The 23,689-nt window shown below is 72.9% G+C and carries 22 protein-coding genes and 1 tRNA gene; 8 read left to right on the forward strand and 15 right to left on the reverse strand.

Going from position 1 to position 23,689, the window contains the following annotated elements; translation table 11 throughout:
- Positions 1-3 precede the first annotated feature (3 nt).
- Positions 4-1,395 (reverse strand): glucose-6-phosphate dehydrogenase, encoded by a 1,392-nt coding sequence (locus CLV52_RS12820; protein ID WP_246018114.1) that lies wholly within the window; start codon positions 1,393-1,395, stop codon positions 4-6.
- A 105-nt stretch (positions 1,396-1,500) separates the two neighbouring features.
- On the opposite strand from CLV52_RS12820, the gene CLV52_RS12825 reads away from it, so the two are divergent.
- The 6 genes from CLV52_RS12825 (at position 1,501) to CLV52_RS12855 (ending at position 6,748) form a co-directional block, all read left to right on the forward strand.
- A complete protein-coding gene (locus tag CLV52_RS12825; protein ID WP_133766690.1) occupies positions 1,501-2,661 on the forward strand; it encodes an acyl-CoA dehydrogenase family protein in 1,161 nt (386 codons plus the stop codon).
- Positions 2,662-2,793: 132 nt separating this feature from the next.
- Entirely contained in the window at positions 2,794-4,233 is a 1,440-nt protein-coding gene (locus tag CLV52_RS12830) for an MFS transporter (protein WP_133766691.1), read from the forward strand.
- A 66-nt stretch (positions 4,234-4,299) separates the two neighbouring features.
- A tRNA-Ala gene (locus tag CLV52_RS12835) sits at positions 4,300-4,372 on the forward strand.
- Between the two features lie 250 nt (positions 4,373-4,622).
- Positions 4,623-5,489: an MBL fold metallo-hydrolase gene (locus tag CLV52_RS12840; RefSeq protein WP_162850842.1), complete on the forward strand. Its 867-nt coding sequence runs from the start codon at positions 4,623-4,625 to the stop codon at positions 5,487-5,489.
- Positions 5,486-5,977, forward strand: a complete 492-nt coding sequence (locus CLV52_RS12845; protein WP_133766693.1) for a MarR family winged helix-turn-helix transcriptional regulator — start codon at positions 5,486-5,488, stop codon at positions 5,975-5,977. Before CLV52_RS12840 ends, CLV52_RS12845 begins: the two co-directional genes overlap by 4 nt.
- Positions 5,978-6,361: 384 nt before the next feature.
- On the forward strand, positions 6,362-6,748 hold the full coding sequence (locus CLV52_RS12855; protein ID WP_133766694.1) for a VOC family protein: 387 nt from the start codon (positions 6,362-6,364) through the stop codon (positions 6,746-6,748).
- Between the two features lie 145 nt (positions 6,749-6,893).
- Here CLV52_RS12855 and rsfS read toward each other — a convergent pair whose 3' ends face one another.
- The 9 genes from rsfS to rplU form a co-directional block, all read right to left on the reverse strand.
- On the reverse strand, positions 6,894-7,259 hold the full coding sequence (gene rsfS / locus CLV52_RS12860) for a ribosome silencing factor (protein ID WP_133766695.1): 366 nt from the start codon (positions 7,257-7,259) through the stop codon (positions 6,894-6,896).
- 8 nt (positions 7,260-7,267) lie between these two features.
- Complete coding sequence (locus CLV52_RS12865) at positions 7,268-8,803, reverse strand: hypothetical protein (RefSeq protein ID WP_133766696.1); 1,536 nt, start codon at positions 8,801-8,803, stop codon at positions 7,268-7,270.
- A gap of 68 nt (positions 8,804-8,871) precedes the next feature.
- Positions 8,872-9,444, reverse strand: a complete 573-nt coding sequence (gene nadD / locus CLV52_RS12870) for a nicotinate-nucleotide adenylyltransferase (RefSeq protein WP_281276078.1) — start codon at positions 9,442-9,444, stop codon at positions 8,872-8,874.
- A gap of 57 nt (positions 9,445-9,501) precedes the next feature.
- Positions 9,502-9,696 carry a hypothetical protein gene (locus CLV52_RS12875; protein WP_133766698.1) on the reverse strand — a complete coding sequence of 65 codons (195 nt, stop codon included), beginning with the start codon at positions 9,694-9,696 and terminating at the stop codon, positions 9,502-9,504.
- A 55-nt stretch (positions 9,697-9,751) separates the two neighbouring features.
- Positions 9,752-11,026 carry a glutamate-5-semialdehyde dehydrogenase gene (locus CLV52_RS12880; protein ID WP_133766699.1) on the reverse strand — a complete coding sequence of 425 codons (1,275 nt, stop codon included), beginning with the start codon at positions 11,024-11,026 and terminating at the stop codon, positions 9,752-9,754.
- 69 nt (positions 11,027-11,095) lie between these two features.
- The gene (proB, locus tag CLV52_RS12885) at positions 11,096-11,881 is read right to left on the reverse strand and encodes a glutamate 5-kinase (RefSeq protein ID WP_246018115.1); all 786 of its coding nucleotides are present in this window, start codon (positions 11,879-11,881) and stop codon (positions 11,096-11,098) included.
- Positions 11,878-13,386 carry a GTPase ObgE gene (obgE, locus tag CLV52_RS12890; protein ID WP_133766700.1) on the reverse strand — a complete coding sequence of 503 codons (1,509 nt, stop codon included), beginning with the start codon at positions 13,384-13,386 and terminating at the stop codon, positions 11,878-11,880. The genes proB and obgE overlap by 4 nt, the downstream gene beginning before the upstream one ends.
- Before the next feature lie 86 nt (positions 13,387-13,472).
- The gene (gene rpmA, locus CLV52_RS12895) at positions 13,473-13,754 is read right to left on the reverse strand and encodes a 50S ribosomal protein L27 (protein ID WP_133766701.1); all 282 of its coding nucleotides are present in this window, start codon (positions 13,752-13,754) and stop codon (positions 13,473-13,475) included.
- 10 nt (positions 13,755-13,764) lie between these two features.
- A complete protein-coding gene (rplU, locus tag CLV52_RS12900; RefSeq protein ID WP_133766702.1) occupies positions 13,765-14,073 on the reverse strand; it encodes a 50S ribosomal protein L21 in 309 nt (102 codons plus the stop codon).
- A gap of 199 nt (positions 14,074-14,272) precedes the next feature.
- On the opposite strand from rplU, the gene CLV52_RS12905 reads away from it, so the two are divergent.
- Entirely contained in the window at positions 14,273-14,536 is a 264-nt protein-coding gene (locus CLV52_RS12905; protein WP_133766703.1) for a DUF4031 domain-containing protein, read from the forward strand.
- 87 nt (positions 14,537-14,623) lie between these two features.
- Here the strand turns inward: CLV52_RS12905 and CLV52_RS12910 are convergent, their stop codons facing one another.
- Positions 14,624-17,059 (reverse strand): Rne/Rng family ribonuclease, encoded by a 2,436-nt coding sequence (locus CLV52_RS12910; RefSeq protein ID WP_133766704.1) that lies wholly within the window; start codon positions 17,057-17,059, stop codon positions 14,624-14,626.
- 337 nt (positions 17,060-17,396) lie between these two features.
- Between CLV52_RS12910 and CLV52_RS12915 the strand changes: the two genes are divergently transcribed.
- Positions 17,397-17,960, forward strand: coding sequence for a vitamin K epoxide reductase family protein (locus tag CLV52_RS12915; RefSeq protein ID WP_246018116.1), 564 nt, complete (start codon positions 17,397-17,399; stop codon positions 17,958-17,960).
- Positions 17,961-18,082: 122 nt separating this feature from the next.
- On the opposite strand, the gene ndk is transcribed toward CLV52_RS12915, so the two are convergent.
- The 4 genes from ndk to ileS are packed head-to-tail and all read right to left on the reverse strand — an operon-like array spanning position 18,083 to position 23,647.
- Positions 18,083-18,505 (reverse strand): nucleoside-diphosphate kinase, encoded by a 423-nt coding sequence (ndk, locus tag CLV52_RS12920; protein WP_133766705.1) that lies wholly within the window; start codon positions 18,503-18,505, stop codon positions 18,083-18,085.
- 12 nt (positions 18,506-18,517) lie between these two features.
- Positions 18,518-18,883, reverse strand: a complete 366-nt coding sequence (locus CLV52_RS12925; RefSeq protein WP_162850843.1) for a DUF4233 domain-containing protein — start codon at positions 18,881-18,883, stop codon at positions 18,518-18,520.
- Positions 18,880-20,268: a bifunctional folylpolyglutamate synthase/dihydrofolate synthase gene (locus CLV52_RS12930; RefSeq protein ID WP_133766707.1), complete on the reverse strand. Its 1,389-nt coding sequence runs from the start codon at positions 20,266-20,268 to the stop codon at positions 18,880-18,882. Before CLV52_RS12930 ends, CLV52_RS12925 begins: the two co-directional genes overlap by 4 nt.
- Positions 20,261-23,647: an isoleucine--tRNA ligase gene (ileS, locus tag CLV52_RS12935; protein ID WP_133766708.1), complete on the reverse strand. Its 3,387-nt coding sequence runs from the start codon at positions 23,645-23,647 to the stop codon at positions 20,261-20,263. The genes CLV52_RS12930 and ileS overlap by 8 nt, the downstream gene beginning before the upstream one ends.
- Positions 23,648-23,689 lie beyond the last annotated feature (42 nt).

The following is a 23,689-nucleotide window of genomic DNA, read 5'->3' on the forward strand; positions in this document are numbered from 1 at the left end:
GGCTCAGCTCCAGGAGCTCGGGCCGCCGGATCCGGCGGGGTACTCGTCGAGCGGCACCTCGCCGCGCTGCCACGCGTCGAGGATCGGCTGCACGATGCGCCAGCACTGGACGGCCACGTCGCCGCGGATCGACAGGGTCGGGTCGTCGCCGAGCACGCCGCGCACGACCTCGCCGTACTCGGTGACCGGGCTCTTCGGCAGCGCGCCCGAGACCTCGACCGGGTCGAGCTGGAACGGCATGTCGCCGCCGCCCGAGGTGAAGCGGAACTCGATGCGCGGCGGCTTGAACCCGAATCGCAGCACCTCCGCGCTGCCGGTGCCGGACTGCCCGTCCGGGCGGAAGCGCACGGGGCGGTAGGTCACGCGGATCTCGTTGGCGGGGTCGCCGATCGCCTTGCCCGAGCGGAGGACGAAGGGCACGCCCGCCCAGCGCGCGTTGTCGACCTCCAACGCGATCTCCGCGAGCGTCTCCGTCTCGTGGTCCGGGTCGACGCCCTCCTCGGCCGTGTAGTCCGGCAGGGACTTCCCGTCGATCTCGCCCGCGGTGTAGCGCGCGCGGCGTGACGGGCCGTCCGTGTCCGGGAACACGGGCGCCCCGGTCCACGGCTGCGTGACCGCGAGCACGGCGGCGAGCGAGTCGCGGAGGTGCTCCGGGTCCAGCCCGGCCGGTGCCTCGCAGGTCGTGACGGCGAGCACCTGGAGCAGGTGCGACTGCAGCATGTCGCGGAGCGCTCCGGCGGTGTCGTAGTAGCCCGCCCGGCCCTCGAGGCCGAGCTTCTCGTCGTAGACGATCTCGACCCGCTCGATCTGGTCGGCGTTCCAGGACGACTCGAGCAGGCGGTTGTTGAAGCGGGTCGCGAGCATCGCGAGCGCGGCCCGCTGGCCGAGGAAGTGGTCGACGCGGTGGATGCGGCCCTCGGGGACCACCTTCACCAGCTCCTCGTTCAGCTCGGTCGCGCTGTCCGCGTCGTCGCCGAACGGCTTCTCGATGGCGAGGACCGTGTGCTCGGGGAGGTCGATGTCCTGGAGGATCCCGGCGACCTTCACGACCACGCTCGGCGGCAGCGCGAAGTAGACGACCAGGTCGCCGTCGACGCCGTCGAGCAGGCGCTTCCAGTCGTCCGGCTCCGTCGGGTCGGCCTGGACGTACTTCGTCGAGGCGAGGATCGCGTCGACCCGGTCGCCCTCCGCTCCGACCTGCTCGAACGCGGCGGCGACGGTGTCGCGCCAGCCGTCGGCCTTGTCGGACCGCCCGCTGCCGACGACGGTCAGGCCGTCGAGGAGCTCCAGGTCGCTCTCGTCGCCGCCGACGACGAGGCTGCCGATGCCCGGCAGGAGCAGTCGCTTCGTGAGGTCACCGCTGGCACCGAGGATGAGCATCGTCGTGGAGGTCACGCCGGGAGCGTACGGAGGATCCGCTGAACGCGGGGTGGAGGTCCGCTGTCCTCGCGCGCTCCTCGCGCCGCACCGACGGTCGCACGCCGCGCGTAGCGTGACGACGTGGACTCCACCTCCCGCGCGCTCGACCGCGAGCTGCTCACCCGCATCGCCGGCCGCGCGGCGGCGCACGACCGCGACGGCTCCTTCCCCTCCGACGACCTGGAGGAGCTGCGGGCCGCCGGCTACCTCGCCGCGCTCGTCCCCGAGGACCGGGGTGGCTGGGGTCTCAGCCTCGAGCAGCTGACCGTGCAGCAGACCCGGCTCGCCGCGGCGGCTCCCGCGACGGCCCTCGCCGTGAACATGCACCTCGTCTGGACCGCGGTGGCGAAGACGATGCACGACCGCGGGGACCGCGCGCTCGACTTCGTGCTCGACGAGGCCGCCGCGGGCGAGGTCTTCGCGTTCGGTGTCAGCGAGCCGGGCAACGACCTCGTCCTCTTCGGCTCCACCGTCGAGGCGAGGACCTCGCCCGACGGCTCCGTCGCCTTCACCGGCACGAAGACCCCCGTGTCCCTCTCCCCCGTCTGGACCCGCCTCGGCACCTTCGGGCTCGACGCGGACGGCGAGGACGGTCCCCGCATCGTCTGGGCCTTCCTCGAGCGGGGCGCGGCGGGCATCGAGATCGTCGAGGACTGGGACACCCTCGGTCAGCGCGCGACGCGGAGCGACACGACGCGGCTGCACGGCGCGGCAGCCCGGCCCGAGCGCGTCGTGCGGCGGCTGCCGCCCGGCCCGAACCCCGACCCGCTGATCTTCGGCGTCTTCGTGAACTTCGAGATCCTCCTCGCCGCGGTGTACGCAGGGATCGCCCATCGCGCGGTCGAGCTCGCGGCGGAGGCCGCGAGGCGCCGGACCTCGCTGAAGCTCGGAGGCGCGCCTCGCTCGGACGACCCGGACGTGCGGCGCCGCGTGGCGACCGCCGCGCTGCTCGACGACGCGCTCGACCCGCAGATCCGCTCGCTGGCCAGGGACGTCGACGAGCGCGCGGACCACGGCCCGCGCTGGTTCGCGAAGGCGTCCGGGCTGAAGGTCCGCGTCACCGAGCAGGCGAAGGCGGTCGTCGACCAGGCGGTGCTCGTCGGCGGTGGCAGCGGATACGCAGCCGGGTCGGAGCTGTCGCGCCTGTACCGCGACGTGCTCGCGGGTGCGTTCAACCCCTCCTCCGCCGACTCGGCGCTGAACACGATCGCGACTGCGGTCCTCGGCCCGCCCTCCCCCTGACCCGCGCCCAGAACGCTGGTTGAGCCGGGCGTCCCGCACCCGCGCCGAAACCACCCCGAGGATGCGATCGACCGCACCCCCGTGCGCTGCGAGGCGGACGAACGCGGAGGAGCCGCTCCCTAGCCTCGAACGGTGAGCGACGACCTCCCGCAGCAACAGCGGCACCCGAACGCGATCCTCGCGATCTGCTGCCTGAGCCTGTTCATCGTGACGCTCGACGCGACCGTCACCAACGTGGCGCTGCCGACCATCGGCAAGGAGCTGCACGCCGGCGTCACGAGCCTGCAGTGGACCCTCGACGCCTACACGCTGACCCTTGCGAGCCTGCTCGTCCTCGCCGGCTCGAGCGCGGACCGGCTCGGGCGCAAGCGGGTCTTCCGGATCGGGCTCGTGGTGTTCGGCCTCGGCTCGCTCGCCTGCAGCGCGGCGACCTCCGACGGCCTCCTCATCGCCTCCCGCGTGCTGCAGGCGCTCGGCGGCACGATGCTCAACCCGGTCTCGCTCTCGATCATCACGAACGCCTTCCGGGACCGGAAGGCCCGGGCGCGGGCGCTCGGGATCTGGGGCGCGATCAGCGGCGTCTCGCTCGGGTTCGGCCCGCTCGTCGGCGGCCTGCTCGTGGAGACCGTCGGCTGGCGCGCCATCTTCTGGGTGAACGTGCCGGTGGTGATCGCCGCGCTCGTGCTCACGACGCTCTTCGTCCCGGAGTCGCGCGCGGAGAAGGCGCGTCGGGTCGACCCGCTCGGGCAGGTGCTCGTCGTGGTGCTGCTGGCCGGGGCGGTCTTCGGCATCATCGAGGGGCCGGAGATCGGCTGGTCGTCGCCGGTGGTCCTCGGCGCATTCGCCGTCGCCGCGCTCGCCCTCGCCGCCTTCGTGCCGGTGGAGCTGCGCCGTGACGAGCCGCTCATCGACCCCCGCTTCTTCACGAGCATCCCGTTCGCGGGCGCCGTGGTCGCCGCCGTGCTCGCCTTCGGGTCGTGGAGCGCGTTCCTCTTCTCGAACACGCTGCTCCTCCAGGACGTGAAGGGCTTCCCGCCGATCGTCACCGGGCTGCTCTTCATGCCCGCCGGGATCGCGATCCTCGTCGCGTCGCCGATCTCGGGCCGCCTCGTCGCCGCGCGCGGCACCCGGCTGCCCATGTCGGTCGCCGGCCTCCTGATCGCCGCGGCCGCGACCGCGCTCGCGTTCACGACCGCCTCCTCCCCCGTCGCGATCGTCGCGGTCGTGTTCGCGCTCTTCGGCCTCGGCTTCGGCCTGGTGAACGCCCCGATCACGAACACGGCCGTCTCGGGCATGCCGAACGACCAGGCGGGCGCCGCATCGGCGATCGCCTCGACCGGGCGGCAGGTCGGCACCTCGCTCGGCATCGCGCTGGCCGGATCGATCACCGGTGCTGCAGGCGCCGGCAGCGGTGTGCCGAAGTCGTTCGCGACCGACGCGCACCCGCTGTGGTGGACGATCGCGGGGGCAGGCCTCGCGATCGTCGCGATCGCCTCCCTCAGCAACTCGCGGGCGGCGACGCGCTCGAGCGAGCGGCTCGGTCCGCTGCTGCAGGGCGCGGCGAGCACCTGACGCGCGTGGCGGAGGAGGGCGACCCGCCATCGGTGTACACTCGACAGGCCGCTTCGGCGGCAGCACGGGTCTGTGGCGCAGCTGGTAGCGCACCTGCATGGCATGCAGGGGGTCAGGGGTTCGAGTCCCCTCAGATCCACATCACGGCGGGATCCTCTTCGAGGGTCCCGCCTTCGTGTTCTCCGCGGTCCGCCGGGATCGCCCGGCGGCGACGCCCGACCGACGAGTCCGGAACGCCGCGCGGACGGCGAACCGTTCACGCCTTCTCCGATGGCGGACGCGTTCCGGCGGTCGCGCGATGGGCTCGCGGCCGCAGAGCGATGCGCGCTCGCGATTCTCTCCTCTCATATCGTCTTGACTCGGACGATCTTGACGCCAACGATTGGAGCATGGCCTCCCCCATCACCGTCACCCCGTGGACGGCCGACCTCCCGCCCGCCAGGCCGCCTGCAGGCGTGCGACTGTTCCACCTCCCGACAGGCAGCTACGACACACGGGGCGCGTTCGCCGTCGCCGGCGGCTCGTTCCGCGAGCAGCGCGTCTTCGCCGCGTCTGCGGTGCTGGTGCAGCACCCCGCCGGCGATCTGCTGATCGACGCGGGCTTCGGCGCCGACCTCTCCGAGCACGTCGGCATGCTCGCTCGGATGGAACGCGCACCTCATCGGCGGGCCACCACGGCCGCGGAGCAGCTGCGCGCCGCGGGGTACGAGACCGGCCGCCTCCTCGGGGTGCTCGTCACCCACGTGCACTGGGATCACGTCAGCGGGCTCGACAGCCTGCGCGTCCCCGTCTGGATCAACGCCGACGAGCTGCGCTACGGCCGGGAGGACCCGCACGGCGCCGTGTTCCGACACGTCTCCGCCGGTCTGCCCGTGCACGAGTACGCCTTCGACGGTCCCGCCCACCTCGGCTTCCCGGCGAGTCACGACGTCTTCGGGGACGGATCCGTCGTCATCGCGCAGGCCGGCGGGCACACCTCCGGATCGGTCGTCGTCTTCGTGACCCCGGCGAGCGGCGAACGCTTCGCGTTCATCGGCGATCTGACCTGGCAGATGGACGGGATCACCCGACGGGTCGAGCGATCATGGCTGATGCGGAAGCTCGCCGACGTGGACCCGCGCCTGGTGCGCGAGAACCTGTCGCGGGTGATCGCCTTGCGCGACCGGCTGCGGATCGTCCCCTCGCACGACCTCGCGGCCTACGACGCGATCCCGCTCCTCGCCTCGACGTTCCCGACGCCGGCGGACCCGCGATGACCGTCGCGCACCCGACGACGCCGCGTCGGGCGAATCCCTCGGCCATCGGCCCGGGCCCCGATTCCGAGGTCACCTGGCTGCTCCACCGTGCAGCGCTGCGCCTTCGCACCGCGACCGGGCAGCAGGCGCAGTCGCACGGCATCCAGCTGCGCGATCACATCGTGCTGAGCGCGCTGCACAAGTCGCCCGACCTCACGCAGAACGAGCTGGGTCGGGCGCTCGCACTCGACAAGACCACCCTGGTCACTCAGCTCGACCGTCTCGAACGCGCCGGCCTGATCGAGCGGCGGATCGACCCGCGCGATCGCCGGGCACGCATCCCCGCGATCACGACGTCGGGCGAACGGATCCGCGCCGCCGTCGCGGCGGACGCGGAGCGGGCCGAGCGCGAGGCGCTCCACGGCTTCGACGAACAGCAGGTGCAGGCATTACGAGCCATGCTCTTCGCGATCATCGGCGACAGCGACGACCCGGGATCCTGCCTGTGAGCGCACTCGACGACCGCGTCGCGCTCGGGCGCGGCGTCTATGCCCGAAACCTCGGCGTCGACGAGGACCGGGTGCAAGCCGCCATGGTCGAGCGCGCTGGCGCCGTCTACGCCCGGGAGGCCTACCTCGCGGCCGGCGGTCCCGGGTGGCAGTCGGAGGAGCTCACCGACCGCGACCGCACGATCGCCGTCGTCGCCGCACTGGTCGCTCAGCACGTGACCGACGACCGCCTCGTCACCTACCTCGACGCCGCACGCCGCGACGGCGTCTCGGAGGACGGGCTGACCGCGCTGATGATCGTGCTCACCGCCGACGGCGCCGCCCGGCTGACGCAGCGGCGGGAGGACGAGCGGCCGCGGCTCCGCGCCCTGCGAGACTCGCGGCGTGCACCTGCAGGGCGTCCACCACATCGCCGTCATCGCGTCCGACTACGAGCGGTCGAAGGCCTTCTACGTCGAGCGGCTCGGGTTCACGCTCCGGAGCGAGGTGTACCGCGCCGAGCGCGACTCCTGGATGGGCGACCTCGCGCTGAACGGCGTCTACGTCCTCGAGCTGTTCTCGTTCCCCTCGCCGCCGCCCCGCCCGACGAGCCCGGAGGCCCTCGGCCTGCGCCACCTCGCGTTCGCGGTCGAGGACGTGTCGGCCGCGATCGCGGAGCTGTCGGCCGCGGGCGTCCGGTGCGAGGAGGTGCGCACCGACCCGCACACCGGGCGCGACATGGCGTTCTTCTTCGATCCCGACGGGCAGCCGCTCGAGCTCTACCAGGCGTGAGACGCGGTCCGGACAGGGTTCCGGCACACGGCGCCCCCGCATCCGCCGAGCGCTCCGGGTCCACAGCGCACGATCAGCCGGCCCGCGCCTTCCGCTGGCGCCACGGCGTGTCGATGACGGCGCACCAGGCGGCCGCTGACGCGCGTCAGGACGCGGCGGCCTGCTGCTCGATCGGGATGACGGGGCAGTCGCGCCAGAGCCGCTCAAGCCCGTAGTAGGAGCGGTCCTCCTCGTTGAACACGTGCACGACGAGGTCGCCGAAGTCGAGCAGCTCCCAGTGGCCGGAGCCGCGACCCTCCCGCCGCTTCAGCTGCACGCCGCTCGCGCCCAACCGCTCGTCCACGGCGTCGGCGATCGCACTGACGTTGCGCTCGCTGCTGCCGGAGACGATGAGGAAGGCGTCTGTCAGCGCCAACCGACCCGAGACGTCGAGCGCCACCGGGTCCGTCGCGTTCCTCGAGACGGCGGCATCCGCCGCCTCCTGCACCTGGGACCTGATCTGTCGCTCCATCTGGGCGATCAGAATAGCTTGAGCACCCAGCTGCCGACGAGCAGCGTCACCACACCCACAGCCATCGCACCGGCGACGACCGCCAGAACCGTGGGCAGGATGTTGCCGCGCCGGCGCGGGGCGTTGAAACCCCGCTCGTGCGGGGCGCCGCTGACGGCGTTCTTCGCGCGCACCGGCGCGACGCCGGCGGCCGGCTCGTCCTGCGACGCCTCGTACAGGCGGTCGATCTCGTGCGAGTCGTAGAGGTCGCTCGGCGCACCGGTCGTCGAGAGGCTGCGCGGGAGGTTCATCGAGCCGGTGATGAAGATGTCGCCGTTCGCGTTCACGGCGGCCTGCGTCATGTCGGCCTGCGGGTCGTTCGGCAGGATGAGGGCGTTCGCGGAGCCGTGCGAACCCTGGACGGAGCGACTGAGGAGGCCGGTGAAGCCCTCCTGGGCCTCGTCGTCGTCGGCCCACGCGAGACCCGGACCCTTCGGCTGCTCGGGCGCCTGCGGCTGCTGCCGCGCCTTGCGGATGAGCGCCTCGAATCCGGCGAGGTCGGTGACCTCGCTCGGCGGACCCAGCTGCGGGTTCTGGAACGCGGCCTGGAACGGCGACGCCTGGAAGGGGTCGGCCTGGACCGGCTCCTGGAACGGGGACTGCGGCTGGGGGCCCGGCGTGTAGGCGCGGGGCTGGTAGCCGTTCGGCTCGTAGGCCGCGTCGACGTCCTCGTCGGCCCACTCGTCCTCGGGCTCGACGAACGCCGGGTCGGCCTGCGCGGCGGACCACGCCTCGCGGCGCTCCGCCGGAGCGACTGGCACCGGGCTCGAGAACGTGATCGCGTCGTCGCCCGAGGGCTCCGAGAACGCCTGCGGCAGGCTGATCGGGTTCGTCGTGTGGGACGGCTGGTCGAGGTCGGTCGCCTGACGCTGGATCGCGACGGTCGGCTCGGGCAGGTACGGCTCGTCGTAGTAGCCGTCGTCCTCGTAGTCGTAGCCCTCGAAGCCCGCGGGCTGCTGGGCCGGCTGCGGCGCCGGCGCACCGAGGCGCGGGTCGAACAGCTCGGTCGGCAGCCCGTCCTCGCGCTCGTCGGCGACCTCCTGCTCGCGGCGCTGGCGTCGCGTCAGGCCGGCGGCGTCCTCGGCCGGCTGGCGGAACGCGGCGGGCTGCTGGAACGCGGCGGGCTGCTGCGGTGCGAAGGGCTGCGGCGCCGTCGCGGGCCGCTGCGGCTGAGCCGGCGCCTCACGGCGGAGGAGCGCGTCGCGCACGCGGTCGAGCATCTCGCCCGAGACGCTCGAGCCGTCCTGCCGCGGCGCCGCCGGGGCCTCCGGGACGCCCGAGCGGAAGGCCGACAGCTCGTCGTCCTGCTGCGGCGCAGGGCGCTGGCCACGCGTCAGCGCCGCCCAGATGTCCTGCGTGTCGCCGACACTGAACTCCTGGTCAGGAGCGAACTCCTGATTGAAGCCGTGCGCCTCGAAGTCGACGACCCCACTGGGGTGCGGCTGCTTCTCCGCGAGCGCCTCGGCGGCGCGGCGCTCGGCCTCGCGCGCTGCTCGGCGGCTCATCGGGGCCCCGTTCGCAGCGTCGACAGCGCCACTCGCGCCCCCGCGCGTCTGCTGGTCCTGCCATGACGTCATGCTTCGCTCCTGTACAGCCGGTGCTTGCTGATGTACTGAACCACACCGTCCGGCACGAGGTACCAAACCGGTGCGCCGTGTCGCACACGCGCTCGACAATCCGTCGACGAGATCGCCAGCGCCGGCACCTCGAGCACGCTGACGTCCCCCTGCGGCAGTCCGGACACGGAGAGCTGGTGACCCGGTCGCGTGACCGCGACGAAGTGCGCGAGCCCCCACAGCTCGTCGAGGTCCTTCCACGTCACGATCTGAGCGATCGCGTCGGCGCCCGAGATGAAGAAGAGATCGGCGTCCGGGTGCTGCGCCGCGAGGTCGCGCAGCGTGTCGACGGTGTAGGTGACGCCGCCGCGGTCGATGTCGACGCGCGACACCGTGAACCGCGGGTTCGAGGCGGTCGCGATGACGGTCATCAGGTACCGGTGCTCCGCCTCGGTGACGGGCGTCTTGTGCCACGGCTGGCCGGTCGGCACGAAGACGACCTCGTCGAGGTCGAACACGCGCTGGACTTCGCTGGCCGCGACCAGGTGACCGTGGTGGATCGGGTCGAAGGTGCCGCCCATCACGCCGATTCGGCGGCGGGTGCTCCCCGCGGGACGAGCGGCGCTGAGGGCGCTGACGGCCTTCCCCTACTTGTGGCCCTGCGGCGAGCCGTGGCCCGCGGCGCCCTTGTGCTGGTTCGCGACGTCGCGGTACGACCAGGCCACGAGACCGAGGAGGGCGAAGACGCCGAGCGCGATGAGCGGGAAGACCACGCTGGACACCGGCAGCGGCTGCTCCTCGATGCGGACGGCGGCGAGCACGGCCGAGGCGACGACTGACATGCGGATCCTCCTTCAGGCGCCCCGACGGGCGGGATCGAGTGTAGAGCGCCGCGGATCAGCCGCGGATCTGCCCCGTCCCGCGCACGAGCCACTTCGTGCTCGTCAGCTCGCCGAGGCCCATCGGGCCGCGGGCGTGCAGCTTCTGGGTCGAGATGCCGACCTCCGCGCCGAAGCCGAACTCGCCGCCGTCGGTGAAGCGCGTGGAGGCGTTCACCATGACGACCGCCGAGTCGACCTCGGCGAGGAAGCGCTCGGCGCTCCGCACGGACTCGGTCACGATCGACTCGGTGTGGTGCGTCGACCACTGCGCGATGTGACCCATGGCGGCATCGAGGTCGTCGACCACCGCGACCGCCAGGTCCATCGAGTAGTACTCCGCCGCCCAGTCCTCGTCGGTCGCGGGCAGCAGGCCGTCGACGACGGCCCGGGTGCGGTCGTCGGCGTGGAGCACGACGCCGGCCTCCTGCAGCGCGCCGAGCACCGGCGGGAGCAGGCGCTCGGCGGCCGCGGCGTGGACGAGCAGCGTCTCGGCCGCATTGCACACCGCGACGCGCTGCGTCTTCGCGTTCAGCACGATCGAGGTCGCCATCTCGACGTCGGCGGACTCGTCGAGGAAGACGTGCACGACGCCCGCACCCGTCTCGATGACGGGCACCGTCGACTCCTCGACCACCGTCCTGATCAGCCCGGCGCTGCCGCGCGGGACGAGCAGGTCGACGAGCCCGCGCGCCCGCATGAGCGCCGCCGCGCCCTCGCGGCCGAACTCGTCGACCGTCTGCACGGCGTCGGCGGGCAGACCGGCGGAGGCGAGCGCGTCCTGAACGACCGCGACGAGGGCCGCGTTCGAGTGCTGGGCGGCGGTGCCGCCGCGGAGCACGACCGCGTTGCCGCTCTTCAGCGCGAGGGCGGTGATGTCGACGGTGACGTTGGGTCGCGCCTCGTAGATGGCGCCGATGACCCCGAACGGCACGCGCACCTGGGTGAGGTGCAGGCCGTTCGGGAGGGTGCTCCCCCGCACGACGTCGCCGACCGGGTCGGGCAGGCGCACGATCGCGAGCACCGCGTCGGCGAGGGCGGCGATGCGGCGCTCGTCGAGCGTCAGCCGGTCGATCAGACCGGTCGACAGGCCGTTCTCCCTCGCCGCGTCGAGGTCGCGCGCGTTGGCCGCGATGATCTCCGCGGAACGGGCGAGCAGCGCGTCCGCGATGGCCTCGAGGCCGCGATTCTTCTGCACGGTGGTCGCGGTGGCGAGCGCGGTCGAGGCGGCCTTCGCCGCGCGGAAGCGGTCCTCCGCGGTCGTGAGACCGCGGTCCTCCAGCACGTCCGTCATGCGCAGGAGTCTAGGCACCGACCGCACGCCCGGCACGGGTGTGACGGCAGGCGGTCGACCCCGGTCCGCTCAGCGCAGGGTCGGCTCGAACCAGGTGCCGACGCGGCCGCCCTCGAGGGCGTCGTCGACGCGCTGCGTCGCCGTGAGCAGCACCGCGATCCCGGCGTCGGCCGCCATGCGCGCGGCCGCGAGCTTCGTCGCGGCTCCCCCGGTGCCGACGCCGGTGTTGCTCTCCGGCGCGACGACGTCGGCGAGCGGGTCGCCGGCCGCGACGAACGGGATGCGGACGGCGCCCGGCTCCTCGGGCGGCCGCGTGTAGAGCGCGTCGACGTCCGACAGCAGCACGAGCAGGTCGGCGTGGATCAGCCGGGCGACGAGCGCGGCCAGCCGGTCGTTGTCGCCGAAGCGGATCTCGTGCGTCGCGACCGTGTCGTTCTCGTTCACGATCGGGAGGATGCGGAGGGCGAGCAGCGTCTCGAGCGCCCGCTCGGCGTTCCTCCGGTGCGTCGGGTTGTCGACGTCGCCGGCCGTGAGGAGGACCTGCCCGGCGGTGATGCCGAACCGGTCGAGCCGCTCCTGGTAGCGCTTCACCAGCAGGCTCTGCCCGACCGCGGCGGCCGCCTGCTGGACGGCGAGGTCGGTCGGTCGCTCCTCGAGGCGCAGGTAGGGCATGCCGGTCGCGATGGCGCCCGAGGACACGAGCACGACCTCCGCGCCGCGCCCGTGCGCAGCCGCGAGCGCGTCGACGAGCGGGCCGAGCTGCGCGGCGCGGTCGCCGCTGATCGACGACGAACCGACCTTGACGACGATGCGGTGCGCGGTACCGATCGCCTCGGGGGTCGCAGGAGCGGTCACGCGTCGCGCTCCCGGGTCGCCTTCTCCGCGCGGCGCTCGACCTCGAGGTCGGCGCGGGCGGCCGACTTCGCGTCCATCCGGTCGCGGTAGCCCTCGCGGCGCTCCTCGGTCGTCCGCCGACCCAAGCCGCTGAAGCGGGGGTCGGTGCCGCGGGGGCTCGTCATGAGCTCTGCGACGGAGCTGAGCGTGGGCTCCCAGTCGAAGACGACGCCGTCGCCGGGGCCGATCACGACCGCCGAGCCCGTGCGCGCGCCGGCCTCGAAGAGCGCCTCCTCGACCCCGAGCTTCGCGAGCCGATCGGCGAGGTAGCCGACGGCCTCGTCGTTGGTGAAGTCGGTCTGCTGCACCCAGCGCTCGGGCTTCGCGCCGAGGACGCGGTAGATCGTCTCGGTCCCGCCCTCGACGCGGACGACGAACGGCGTCTCGTCGACGGCCTTCGGCCGCACGACGATCCGGGGGCGCAGCGCCTCGTCGGCGGCCCGCTCGGCGCGGTCCGCCTCGACGACGGCCGCGAGCGCGAACGACAGCGGGCGCAGCCCCTCGTGACTGGCGGCGGACACGGCGAAGACCTGGAGGCCGCGGGCCTCGAGGTCGGGCCGCACGAGCTCCGCGAGGTCGCGGGCGTCGGGCGAATCCACCTTGTTCAGGGCGACGACCTGCGGACGGTCGAGCAGCGGGCGGGCGCCCGTCGGCACGGGGTAGGCCGCGAGCTCGCCGAGCACGACGTCGAGGTCGCTGATCGGGTCGCGACCAGGGTCGATGGTCGCGCAGTCGATCACGTGGACGATCACGCTGCAGCGCTCGATGTGCTTGAGGAAGTCGAGGCCGAGGCCCCGCCCCTCGCTGGCGCCCTCGATGAGGCCCGGCACGTCCGCGATCGTGTACCGCGTGCTGCCCGCCTCGACCACGCCGAGGTTCGGCTGCAGCGTCGTGAAGGGGTAGTCGGCGATCTTCGGACGTGCGGCGGACATCGCCGCGATGAGGCTCGACTTGCCCGCGGAGGGGAAGCCCACGAGGGCGGCGTCCGCGATCGTCTTCAGCTGGAGGCGGACGTCGCGCGCCTCCCCCGGCGTGCCGAGGAGCGCGAACCCGGGCGCCTTGCGCTTCGGGTTGGCGATGGCCGCGTTGCCGAGACCGCCTCGGCCGCCGGCGGCGGCGAGGTAGCGGTCGCCGGGCTCGGCGAGGTCGGCGATCGCCTCGCCGTCCTCCCCGAGGACGACGGTGCCGACGGGCACCGGCAGCTCGAGGGGCTCGCCGTTGGCGCCGTCGCGGTCGTCGCCGGCGCCCGGTCGGCCGTTGCCGGAGGAGCGGTGCGGCGCGCGGTGGTAGCCGAGCAGCGTCGTGACCTGCGGATCCGCGACGAGCACGATGTCGCCGCCGTCGCCGCCGTTGCCGCCGTCCGGCCCGGCGAGCGGCTTGAACTTCTCGCGCCGGATCGACACGCAGCCGTTGCCGCCGTGCCCGGCGCTGAGGTGCAGGGTCACTGCGTCGACGAACGTCGCCATGCGCCCTCCTCCGTTCTGCGTGCTCTTCACACGCGGAACGGGCGGGTCCCGAAGGAGCCCGCCCGTGTCCGTTCAGTCCTGCTGCGTCAGACCGCGGCGCTCTCCAGAGCGGCCTCGGCCGGGACGACGATGTTGACGACCTTGCGGCGCGCCTTGGCGCCGAACTCGACCACGCCAGCCTCGAGGGCGAACAGCGTGTCGTCCTTGCCGCGGCCGACGTTCGCGCCCGGGTGGAAGTGCGTGCCGCGCTGGCGGACGATGATCTCGCCGGCCTTCACGACCTGGCCGCCGTAGCGCTTCACGCCGAGGTACTGCGCGTTCGAGTCACGACCGTTGCGGGTCGAGCTCGCGCCCTTCTTGTGTGCCATGTGCTGCTCCTCAGCCGATCGCGGTGATGCGGACGCGGCTCAGCTCCTGGCGGTGGCCCTGGCGCTTCTTGTAGCCGGTCTTGTTCTTGAACTTCTGGATGACGATCTTCTTGCCGCGCTCGTCGCCGAGCAGCTCGGCCGTCACGGTGACCTTCGCCAGGTCCGCCGCCGCGTGCGTCACGGTCTCGCCGTCGACGAGCAGGACCGGCGCAAACGTCAGCTTCCCGTCCTCGCCGGCCTTCTGCCGGTCGACCACGAGGACGGTGCCGACCTCGACCTTCTCCTGGCGCCCACCGGCGCGCACAATCGCATAGACCACTTCGAGCCCCAACTCTTCGTTCACTGGATGCCGGCCGCAGCGATCCACCGTCCCGGGAGGGACGAAGGCGTCGCGACCGACCAAGTCGGATCGGTGCTCGACGGGCACACACACGTGGGCAGCCCAGCGCACCGACCGTCCATGGTAGCAGGAGTCCGCGTCGACCTCACCCGCATCGGCGGGGTGCGACGATGTGGCCGTGACCGTGCTCGTGGACGTGCCGATGTGGCCGGCGCACGGGCGGCTGTGGGCGCACCTCGTCAGCGACGCGTCGCTCGAGGAGCTGCACGCGTTCGCCGAGCGGGCGGGGCTGCCGGCGCGGAGCTTCGACCTCGACCACTACGACGTGCCGGAGGAGCGCATCCCGGCGCTGACCGCGCTCGGCGCGGAGTCGGTCTCGGCGCACGAACTGACGCGACGCCTGATCGCCTCGGGCCTGCGGGTCAAGTCGCGCGACCGCTGACCCGCGCTCCAGCTGAAGCGGGGCCTCCCGCTGCAAGCCGGGCGGTGCGCACCGTCCGAACTGCAGCGGAAGGCCCCGTGAGGCGGGCTACTCCTCGCCCGCGGTGAGGGTCGGGGTGCTGACGCGACGGCTGCGGCGACGGCCCTGACCGGCGGCCTTCGGCGCGGGCAGCGCCTCCAGCACGGCGTCGAGCAGGCCCTCGGCCTCGCGCTTCGCCGGCCGGGTCGCAGGCTCCCGCGGCTCGACCGGCAGGTCGAGCACCAGGGCGGGCGCGGGCTCGGACGCGGGCGTCTCGGATGCGGGCGGCAGGGTCTGCTGCTGCGCCGCGGGCGCGGCCTGCGTCGCGGCCGGCTCCTGGTGCTCCGCGTGCTCGCCGGGCTTCAACGTGGCGCCGGCGATCTGCGACAGCGCGGTCCGGGCACCCTCGGTGATGGCGTGCGTGATCGGCGTCTTCGGCGCGGGCGGCTGCTGCTGGCCGCCGCCGTTCTGCCCGCCGCTGCCGCCGCGGCCGCGCCGGCGGCCCTGCTGCTGGGACTGCGCCTGCTCCTGCTTCTCCAGGCTGGAGTTGCCGTCGCCGAGCGACTCCGCGAGGCCGACGCCGAGGCGCTTGCGCGTCATCTGTACGAGGCCGAGGGAGGTGACCTCCGCCACCTGGTGCTTCGTGCGGTCGCGCGACAGGCACTCGACGAGCCGACGCAGCACGAGGTCGCGGTTCGACTCGAGGACCATGTCGATGAAGTCGACTACGATGATGCCGCCGATGTCGCGGAGGCGCAGCTGGCGGACGATCTCCTCCGCCGCCTCGAGATTGTTCTTGGTGACGGTCTCCTCGAGGTTGCCGCCGGAGCCGACGAACTTGCCCGTGTTGACGTCGATGACCGTCATCGCCTCGGTGCGATCGATGACGAGCGAACCGCCCGACGGCAGCCACACCTTGCGGTCGAGCGCCTTCTCGATCTGCTCGTGGATGCGGTGCGCGGAGAAGACGTCACCGTCGCCCTCCCAGCGCTCGAGCCGGTCGAGCAGGTCGGGCGCGACCTGCTGCAGGTAGCGCTCGATCGTCGCGCGCGGCTCCTCGCCGTCGACGATGAGCTTCGAGAAGTCCTCGTTGAAGACGTCGCGGACGATCTTCACGAGCAGGTCGGGCTCGCCGTGCAGCATCGTCGGCGCCTGGGCGGTCTCGACGAGGTGCTCGATCTCGGCCCACTGGTTCGCGAGCCGCTGCACGTCGATGGTCAGCTGCTCCTCGGTCGCCCCCTCGGCGGCGGTGCGCACGATGACGCCCGCAGAGTCGGGCAGCGCGTCCTTGAGGATCTTCTTCAGCCGGGCGCGCTCCGTATCGGGGAGCTTGCGCGAGATGCCGGACATGGAGCCGTTCGGCACGTAGACGAGGTAGCGGCCGGGCAGGGAGATCGCGGAGGTGAGCCGCGCGCCCTTGTGGCCGATCGGGTCCTTCGTCACCTGGACGAGCACCTGGTCGCCGGAGCGGAGCGCGAGCTCGATCTTCCGCGACTGCGAGCCCTTGTCGCCGAGGCGGTCGCTCGCCGCCTCCCAGTCGACCTCGCCGGAGTAGAGGACCGCGTTGCGGCCGCGGCCGATGTCGACGAACGCCGCCTCCATCGAGGGCAGCACGTTCTGCACGCGGCCGAGGTAGACGTTGCCGATCAGCGACAGGTTCTGGCTCTTCGCGACGTAGTGCTCCGCGAGGACGCCGTCCTCGAGCACGCCGATCTCGACCCGGTCGCCGATGGTGCGGACGAGCATGACGCGGTCGACGGCCTCGCGCCGGGCGAGGAACTCGGCCTCGGTGACGACGGTGCGGCGCCGCGCGGTGTCGCGGCCGTCCCGGCGGCGCTGGCGCTTCGCCTCGAGCCGCGTCGACCCCTTGAGCTTCTGCGGCTCGGTGATCGGCTCGCGGACCGGCTTCGCCTTGGTGACGACCTCGGTCGTGCCCGGCTGCTCGGCCTCGCCCTGCCCGCCGCCGGACCGACGACGCGTGCGGCGGCGGCGGCGCGAGCCGCCCGAGTCCTCGTCGTCCTCGTCGGACGGCTCGTCGACGTCCTGCGGCGCGGAGGGAGCGCCGGCGGGCTGCGGCAGCGCCGGAGGCGCCTGGAACAGCACGGCCAGGGCGGGCCGAGCCGGGGCCGCGGACCCACTCGGGGCGGGCTCGGCCGCGTCCTCGGGCTGCGCCGCGTCCGCGGGCTCCGTCGCGTCGGGCGCTGCCGGGACGATCACGTCGGGCTCGCCCTGCTCGTCGGCGTCGTCGAACGCGCCATCGGCGTCGGCGTCCGCGGCGGGCGGGAGCTCCACGGGCACCGCGGGCGGCGGCAGCACCTCGTCCGTCGGCGCCACGTCGGCGCCGTCCGGCTCGGCGGCGACCCCGTCGCCCCCGACACCGATCGGCTGCGGCGCGTCGGCGTCGCTCAGCGGCATCGGCTGGAAGGTGGCGCGCCGCCGTCGACGGGTCGGCTGCTCCTCCGCGGTCCGGTCCTGCTCGGTCTCGTTCTCGTGGTACTCCACCATCGCTGGTGCACTCCTCACGCGGCTGCGGCTTCCGCTGCCGCCGTGTTCACCTCGGACCCGCCGCGCCGGGGCGCCGTCGAGTCCGGGAGATCCTCTGATGTCGTAGCGCGCCGGGGCGGTGCGCCGGTGGCGGGACAAGCGCCGCCCCGCGGCGACCTGCGCTGCGCGGCTCGGTCCGGAGACCTGTCCAAGCGTTCGGCACCGAAGCACGGTGACCTGTCGTCAAGTATCGCACGCGGGCCGCGTCGGCGCTGGCGGGCGCGCACCCGGTGGGATACTGCCTGCCGTGATCGAGCGGATGTCCCGACCCTCCCGCGCACTCGCGATCCTCCTGATCGTGGGCGGAATCGTGGGCCTGATCGCGGCGTTCGCGCTGACGACGGACAAGTTCATCGCGCTGCAGAACACCATCGACGGGGTCTCGGCGAAGGCGTCGTGCGACATCTCGGTGCTCGTGCAGTGCAGCAAGAACCTGAACTCCCCGGAGGGCTCGGTGTTCGGCTTCCCGAACCCGCTCATCGGGCTGGTGGCGTTCCCCATCACCGTGCTGATGGGCGTGGCGTCGCTGATCGGGGTGCGGTTCCCCCGCTGGTGGTGGGCCCTCTTCAACGTCGGCATGGCGTTCGCCATCGGCTTCGTCGCGTACCTCATGAGCGTGAGCGTGTTCGTCCTGAACACGCTCTGCCCGTGGTGCATGACCGTCTGGGCGGTCGTCATCCCGATGTCGCTCGCGACCACCCTCTACAACCTGCGGGAGCAGAACCTCCCGCTCGGTGACCGGGTCGCTCGGATCGCCGACCGCGTGTACGGCTGGATGCCGATCCTCACCCTCGTCGTCTACGTCGCCTTCGCGGTGATCGCGCAGATGCGGCTGGACGTCCTCCACCGCCTCTTCGTCTGACGTCCGCACGAGCACGAGCACGACAGCAGGAATGAGGCGCTTCAGCAGGAAGCGCGGCGCGCCTGATTCCTGCTGAAGCGTCTGCTTCCTGCTGTCGTGCCCGAGAGTTCCTGCTGTCGTGCTCAGGCGAACCAGAGGGCGAGCTCGCGCGCCGCGGACTCGGGGCTGTCGCTGCCGTGAACGAGGTTCTGCTGCACGCGGAGTCCCCAGTCGCGGCCGAAGTCGCCGCGGATGGTGCCGGGCGCCGCGGTCGTCGGGTCGGTGGCGCCGGCGAGGGAGCGGAAGCCCTCGACGACCCGTTGACCGGCCACGCGGACGGCGACGATCGGGCCGGACTCCATGAACTCGACGAGCGGCTCGTAGAACGGCTTGCCGACGTGCTCCTCGTAGTGGCGCTCGAGGAGACCGCGGTCCGCCTCGACCATCTTCAGGTCGGTGATCGAGTACCCCTTGGCCTCGATGCGGCGGAGGATCTCCCCCGTGAGGTTCCGCGCCACCCCGTCGGGCTTGACGAGGACGAGGGTCTCCTGGACGGCGTCGGGCATGGTGCTCCTTCTCTAGGACGCGGGCGGGGCTTCACGGCGGTCGATGCGCCTGCCGACGATCATCGCGTAGACCCAGATGGCCGCGAACACGACGCCGACGATGCCGACCGGGATGCTGACGGCGAAGGTCGCGAGCAGCACGACCTGCACGCCCCAGCCGAGGACGATGCCGACGGGCCGGGTCGCGAGCGCCGCGGCGACCGCGATGAGGACGACGAGCGCGCCCCCGCCGCCGAGCGCGACCGCGGGCGGCAGGTCCTTCAGCCCGAGCAGCGCGAGGGCGGCGAGCAGCACGACGAGCAGCTCCGTGACGAGCAGCATCGCCGCGAGCGTCGCGACGACGCTGCGCGGCCGGCGGGCGCGCCTCGGGACGCTCACGGCCATCCGTGCTCGCGGACGAGCTCGATCGCCTTCGCGACGAGCGTGATCGAGCCGAAGACGACGACGCCGGGCTGCGGCGGCACCGCCGCGGCGTCGGCCGACCCGTCGGCCTCCGGCTGACCGGCGTGCTCCTCCGCGAGGCCGCGGGCGGTCTCGAGCGCCCGCGCGACGTCCGGCTCGACGACGACCCGGTCCGCGCCGACGACGCGGACGACCAGCGCGGCGAGCTCGTCGGGGTCGGTCGTGCGGTCGGAGGGCGCCGTGGTCACCACGAACTCGTCGACGAGGTCGGCGGCGGCGCGGATCATGCCCTCCGCGTCCTTGTCCGCGAGGACGGCGAGCACGGCGACGACGTGGTTCAGCCGGAACGACTCGGCGAGGCCCGCCGCCATGGCCGTGACGCCGTGCGGGTTGTGCGCCGCGTCGACGACGAGGAGCGGGCCGCCGCCGAGCACCTGGAGGCGCCCCGGGGAGGATGCGCCGGCGAGGCCCTCGGCGAGGACGTCGCCGGTGATCAGCTGGTCGCCGCCGCCGAGGAACGTCTCGACGGCCGCGATCGCGACCGCGGTGTTCTGCGCCTGGTGGGCACCGAGCAGCGGCACGAAGAGCCCCTCGTACCGGCCCGCGCGGCCCTGCACGTCGACGAGCTGGCCGCCGACGGCGGGCGTGCGCGAGAGCACGCGGAAGTCGCGGCCCTCGAGGGTGACGTCCGCCTCGGACAGCGCCGCCGCGCGCTCGAGCTCGGTGAGCGCCTCCGGCTTCTGGGCCGCGGTCACGACGGAGCGGCCCGGCTTGACGATCCCGGCCTTCGTGCGCGCGATCTCCTCCACCGTGCGGCCGAGGCGCTCGGTGTGGTCGAGGTCGATCGGCGTGAACACCGCGACCTGGCCGTCGGCCACGTTCGTCGAGTCCCACTCGCCGCCCATCCCGACCTCGATCACGCCGACGTCGATCGGCGCGTCGGCGAAGACCGCGTAGGCGAGCACGGTGAGCGCCTCGAAGAAGGTGAGGGGCGGCTCCCCCGTTTCGGCGAGCTGCGCGTCCGCGAGCTCGAGGAACGGCTTCGTCTCCGCCCACGCGGCGAGCAGGTCGTCCTCCGCGATCGGCTCCCCGTCGACGACGATCCGCTGGCCGAGGTACCCGAGGTCGGGGCTCGTGAACAGGCCGGTCCGCAGCCCGTGCGCGCGGAGGATGCTCTCGATCAGGCGGGACGTGGAGGTCTTCCCGTTCGTCCCGGTGATGTGCACGATCGGGTAGCTGCGGTGCGGATCGCCCATCAGCTCGAGGGCCTTGCGCGTGGCCGAGAGGCGCGGCTGCGGCGCCTTCTCGCCGACGCGGCCGTAGAGCTCGTCGAGCATCCGGTCGAGGGCGGTGTCAGACATCGAGCACCGATCCTCCCGCACGCCGCAGCTCGAAGCGGCCGCCCTCGGCGGCTCCCCAGGTGCCGGCGACGAGGTGCACGAGGTGGCCGTCCGGCCAGCGGAGCACGCGGTCGCCGGAGCCCGCGTCGGCGGGCGCAGCCGTCAGCGACTCGGCGAGCGTCTCCGACCGGACCAGATCGCCGTGGGCGGCGAGCATCGCGAGCAGGTCGGCGTCCCCCTCGACCGCGAGGTCGATGCGGTCCGTGACCTCGAGGCCCGCCGCGCGGCGGGCCTGCTGCACGTCCCGGATGAAGTCGCGCGCGTGGCCCTCCAGCTCGAGCTCCGGGGTCGTGGCGGTCTCGAGCAGCACGAAGCCGCCGGAGGGCAGGAGGCCGAGCGCCGTCCCCTCCGTCGCGCCGGAGCGCTCGAGGACGAGGTCGTACTCGCCGTCGAGCAGCGGCACGCCGCCCACCACGACGCCGCCACCGGGCTCGGAGGACCAGTCGCCCGACTTCGCGGCCTTGATCACGGCCTGCACCTGCTTGCCGATGCGCGGGCCGAGCGCGCGGGCGTTCACGGACAATCGCTGCGCGACGCCGTACTCCGCCCCGCTGTCCGGGGTCTCCACGACCAGGTCGACCGCGCGGACGTTCAGCTCGTCCTCGAGGATCCGCAGCCCGGGCCCCAGGTCGGCGGCGTCCGTCGCGACGACGGTGAGCCGCGCGAGCGGGAGGCGGACCCGCAGCCCGGCCTCCTTCCGCAGCGCGAGCGCCGCGGAGACGATCTCCCGAAGCCGGCCCATGCGCGTGACGAGCGCCGCGTCGACTGGGAACGCGCCCGCGTCCGGCCAGTCGGTGAGGTGCACGCTGCGCCCGCCGGTCAGGCCCTTCCACACCCGCTCCGCGACGAGCGGGAGCAGCGGGGCGGCGACCCGGGTGACCGTCTCGAGCACCGTGTACAGCGTGTCGAAGGCGTCGCGGCTCGACCGGGAGAGCCCCTCGTTCCCCGACTTCACCGCCCAGAACCGCTCGCGGGAGAGGCGGACGTACCAGTTCGTCAGCAGGTCCGCGAAGTCCCGGAGGCGCTGCGAGGCGCCTGCGGTGTCGAACGCGTCGAGGTCGGCCTCGAGCCCGCGCACGAGGTCGCCCGTCGCGGCGAGCACGAACCGGTCGAGCGGGTCCGCGGAGTCCGTCCGCCACTCGGCGTCGTAGTCCTCCGCGCCCGCATAGAGCGTGAAGAAGTAGTACGTGCTCCACAGCGGCAGCAGCACCTGCCGCACGCCCTCGCGGATCCCCTCCTCCGTCACGATGAGGTTGCCGCCGCGCAGCACCGGCGAAGCGAGGAGGAACCAGCGCATCGCGTCGGAGCCGTCCCGGTCGAACACCTCGGACACGTCCGGGTAGTTCCTGAGCGACTTCGACATCTTCTGGCCGTCGTTGCCGAGCACGATGCCGTGGCTGACGACGGTCGAGAACGCGGGCCGGCCGAACAGCGGCGTCGCGAGCGCGTGCATGACGTAGAACCAGCCGCGGGTCTGGCCGATGTACTCGACGATGAAGTCCGCCGGGTTGTGCCCCTCGAACCACTCGCGATTCTCGAACGGGTAGTGCACCTGGGCGTAGGGCATCGAGCCGGAGTCGAACCAGACGTCGAACACGTCCTCGATCCGGCGCATCGTGGACGCGCCGGTCGGGTCGTCCGGGTTCGGTCGGGTCAGCTCGTCGATGTAGGGGCGGTGGAGGTCGACCTCCCCCGCCTCGTTCCGCGGGAGGCGGCCGAAGTCGGCCTCCAGCTGCTCGAGCGAGCCGTACACGTCGGTGCGCGGGTGCGCCGGGTCGTCGCTGCGCCAGACCGGGATCGGGCTGCCCCAGTACCGGTTGCGGCTGACCGACCAGTCACGGGCGCCCGCGACCCACTTGCCGAACTGCCCGTCCTTCACGTTGTCCGGCACCCAGGTGATGGCCTGGTTCAGCTCGCCCATCCGGTCGCGGTAGTCCGTGACGCGGACGAACCAGCTCGAGACCGCCTTGTAGATGAGCGGCCGGCGGCAGCGCCAGCAGTGCGGGTAGCTGTGCTCGTAGGAGCGCTCCTGCAGCAGGCGGCCCTTCGCGCGCAGGGCGCGGATGAGGGGCCGGTTCGCCTCGAAGACCTGGAGGCCGACGACCTCCGGGAGCTCCGTGTCCGCGAACATCGGGAGGAAGCGCGCCTTCTCGTCGACGGAGATGATCGTCGGGATCCCGGCCGCCGTGGAGATGAGCTGGTCGTCCTCGCCGTAGGCGGGCGCCTGGTGGACGACGCCCGTGCCCTCCTCGGTGGAGACGTAGTCGGCGACGAGCACGCGCCAGGCGCGCTCGGTGCCCCAGGTGGCGGCGTCGGCGTACACGTCCCAGAGCCGGTCGTACTGGACGTCCTGCAGCTCGCGGCCGAGCAGCGTCCGGGAGACCGCATCGCGCGCCTCCGCGGCGGACGCGTAGCCGAGCTCCTTCGCGTAGTCGCCGACCCGGGCGAGCGCCACGAGGTAGTCCGCGGTGAGGACCTCGGCGCCCTGCCCGGACGGCGCCCCGGTCCCGTCCGCGCCCTGCGAGTCCGCGGTGCCGAGCGGCCCGGAGGGCACGACGGCGTACTCGATGTCCGGCCCCACGGCGAGCGCGAGGTTCGTCGGCAGCGTCCACGGCGTCGTCGTCCAGGCGAGCGCGCGCACGGCGGTGAGCCCGAGCGCCTCCGCCTTCTCCCCGACGAGCGGGAAGGTCACGGTCACGGACGGGTCCTGGCGACGCTGGTAGACGTCGTCGTCCATGCGGAGCTCGTGGTTCGAGAGCGGCGTCTCGTCGTTCCAGCAGTACGGGAGGACGCGGAAGCCCTCGTACGCGAGGCCCTGGTCGTGGAGGGTCTTGAACGCCCAGAGCACGCTCTCCATGAACGACGGGTCGAGCGTCTTGTAGTCGTCGTCGAAGTCGACCCAGCGGGCCTGCCGGGTGACGTAGTCGCGCCACTCCCCCGTGTACTTGAGCACCGAGGCGCGCGCGGCGGCGTTGAAGGCGCCGACGCCCATCTGCTCGATCTCGTCCTTGGTGGTGATCCCGAGCTGGCGCATCGCCTCGAGCTCCGCGGGCAGGCCGTGCGTGTCCCAGCCGAATCGGCGGTGCACCTGCTTGCCGCGCATGGTCTGGTAGCGCGGGAAGACGTCCTTGGCGTAGCCCGTCAGCAGGTGGCCGTAGTGGGGCAGGCCGTTCGCGAACGGCGGGCCGTCGTAGAACACCCACTCGGGCGCGCCCTCGCGCTGCGCGATGGAGGCCTGGAAGGTGCCGTCCTCGGCCCAGAACGCGAGCACGTCGCGCTCGATGTCCGGGAACCTCGGGCTCGGGCTGACCGCCTCGCCGCCGTCCTTCGGGTACGCCATCTCGTCCTCCGTGCACGTCTCGGGTCAACGCTGTGCACGGGG

This window comes from Amnibacterium kyonggiense (assembly GCF_004364555.1).
Lineage (GTDB): Bacteria > Actinomycetota > Actinomycetes > Actinomycetales > Microbacteriaceae > Amnibacterium > Amnibacterium kyonggiense.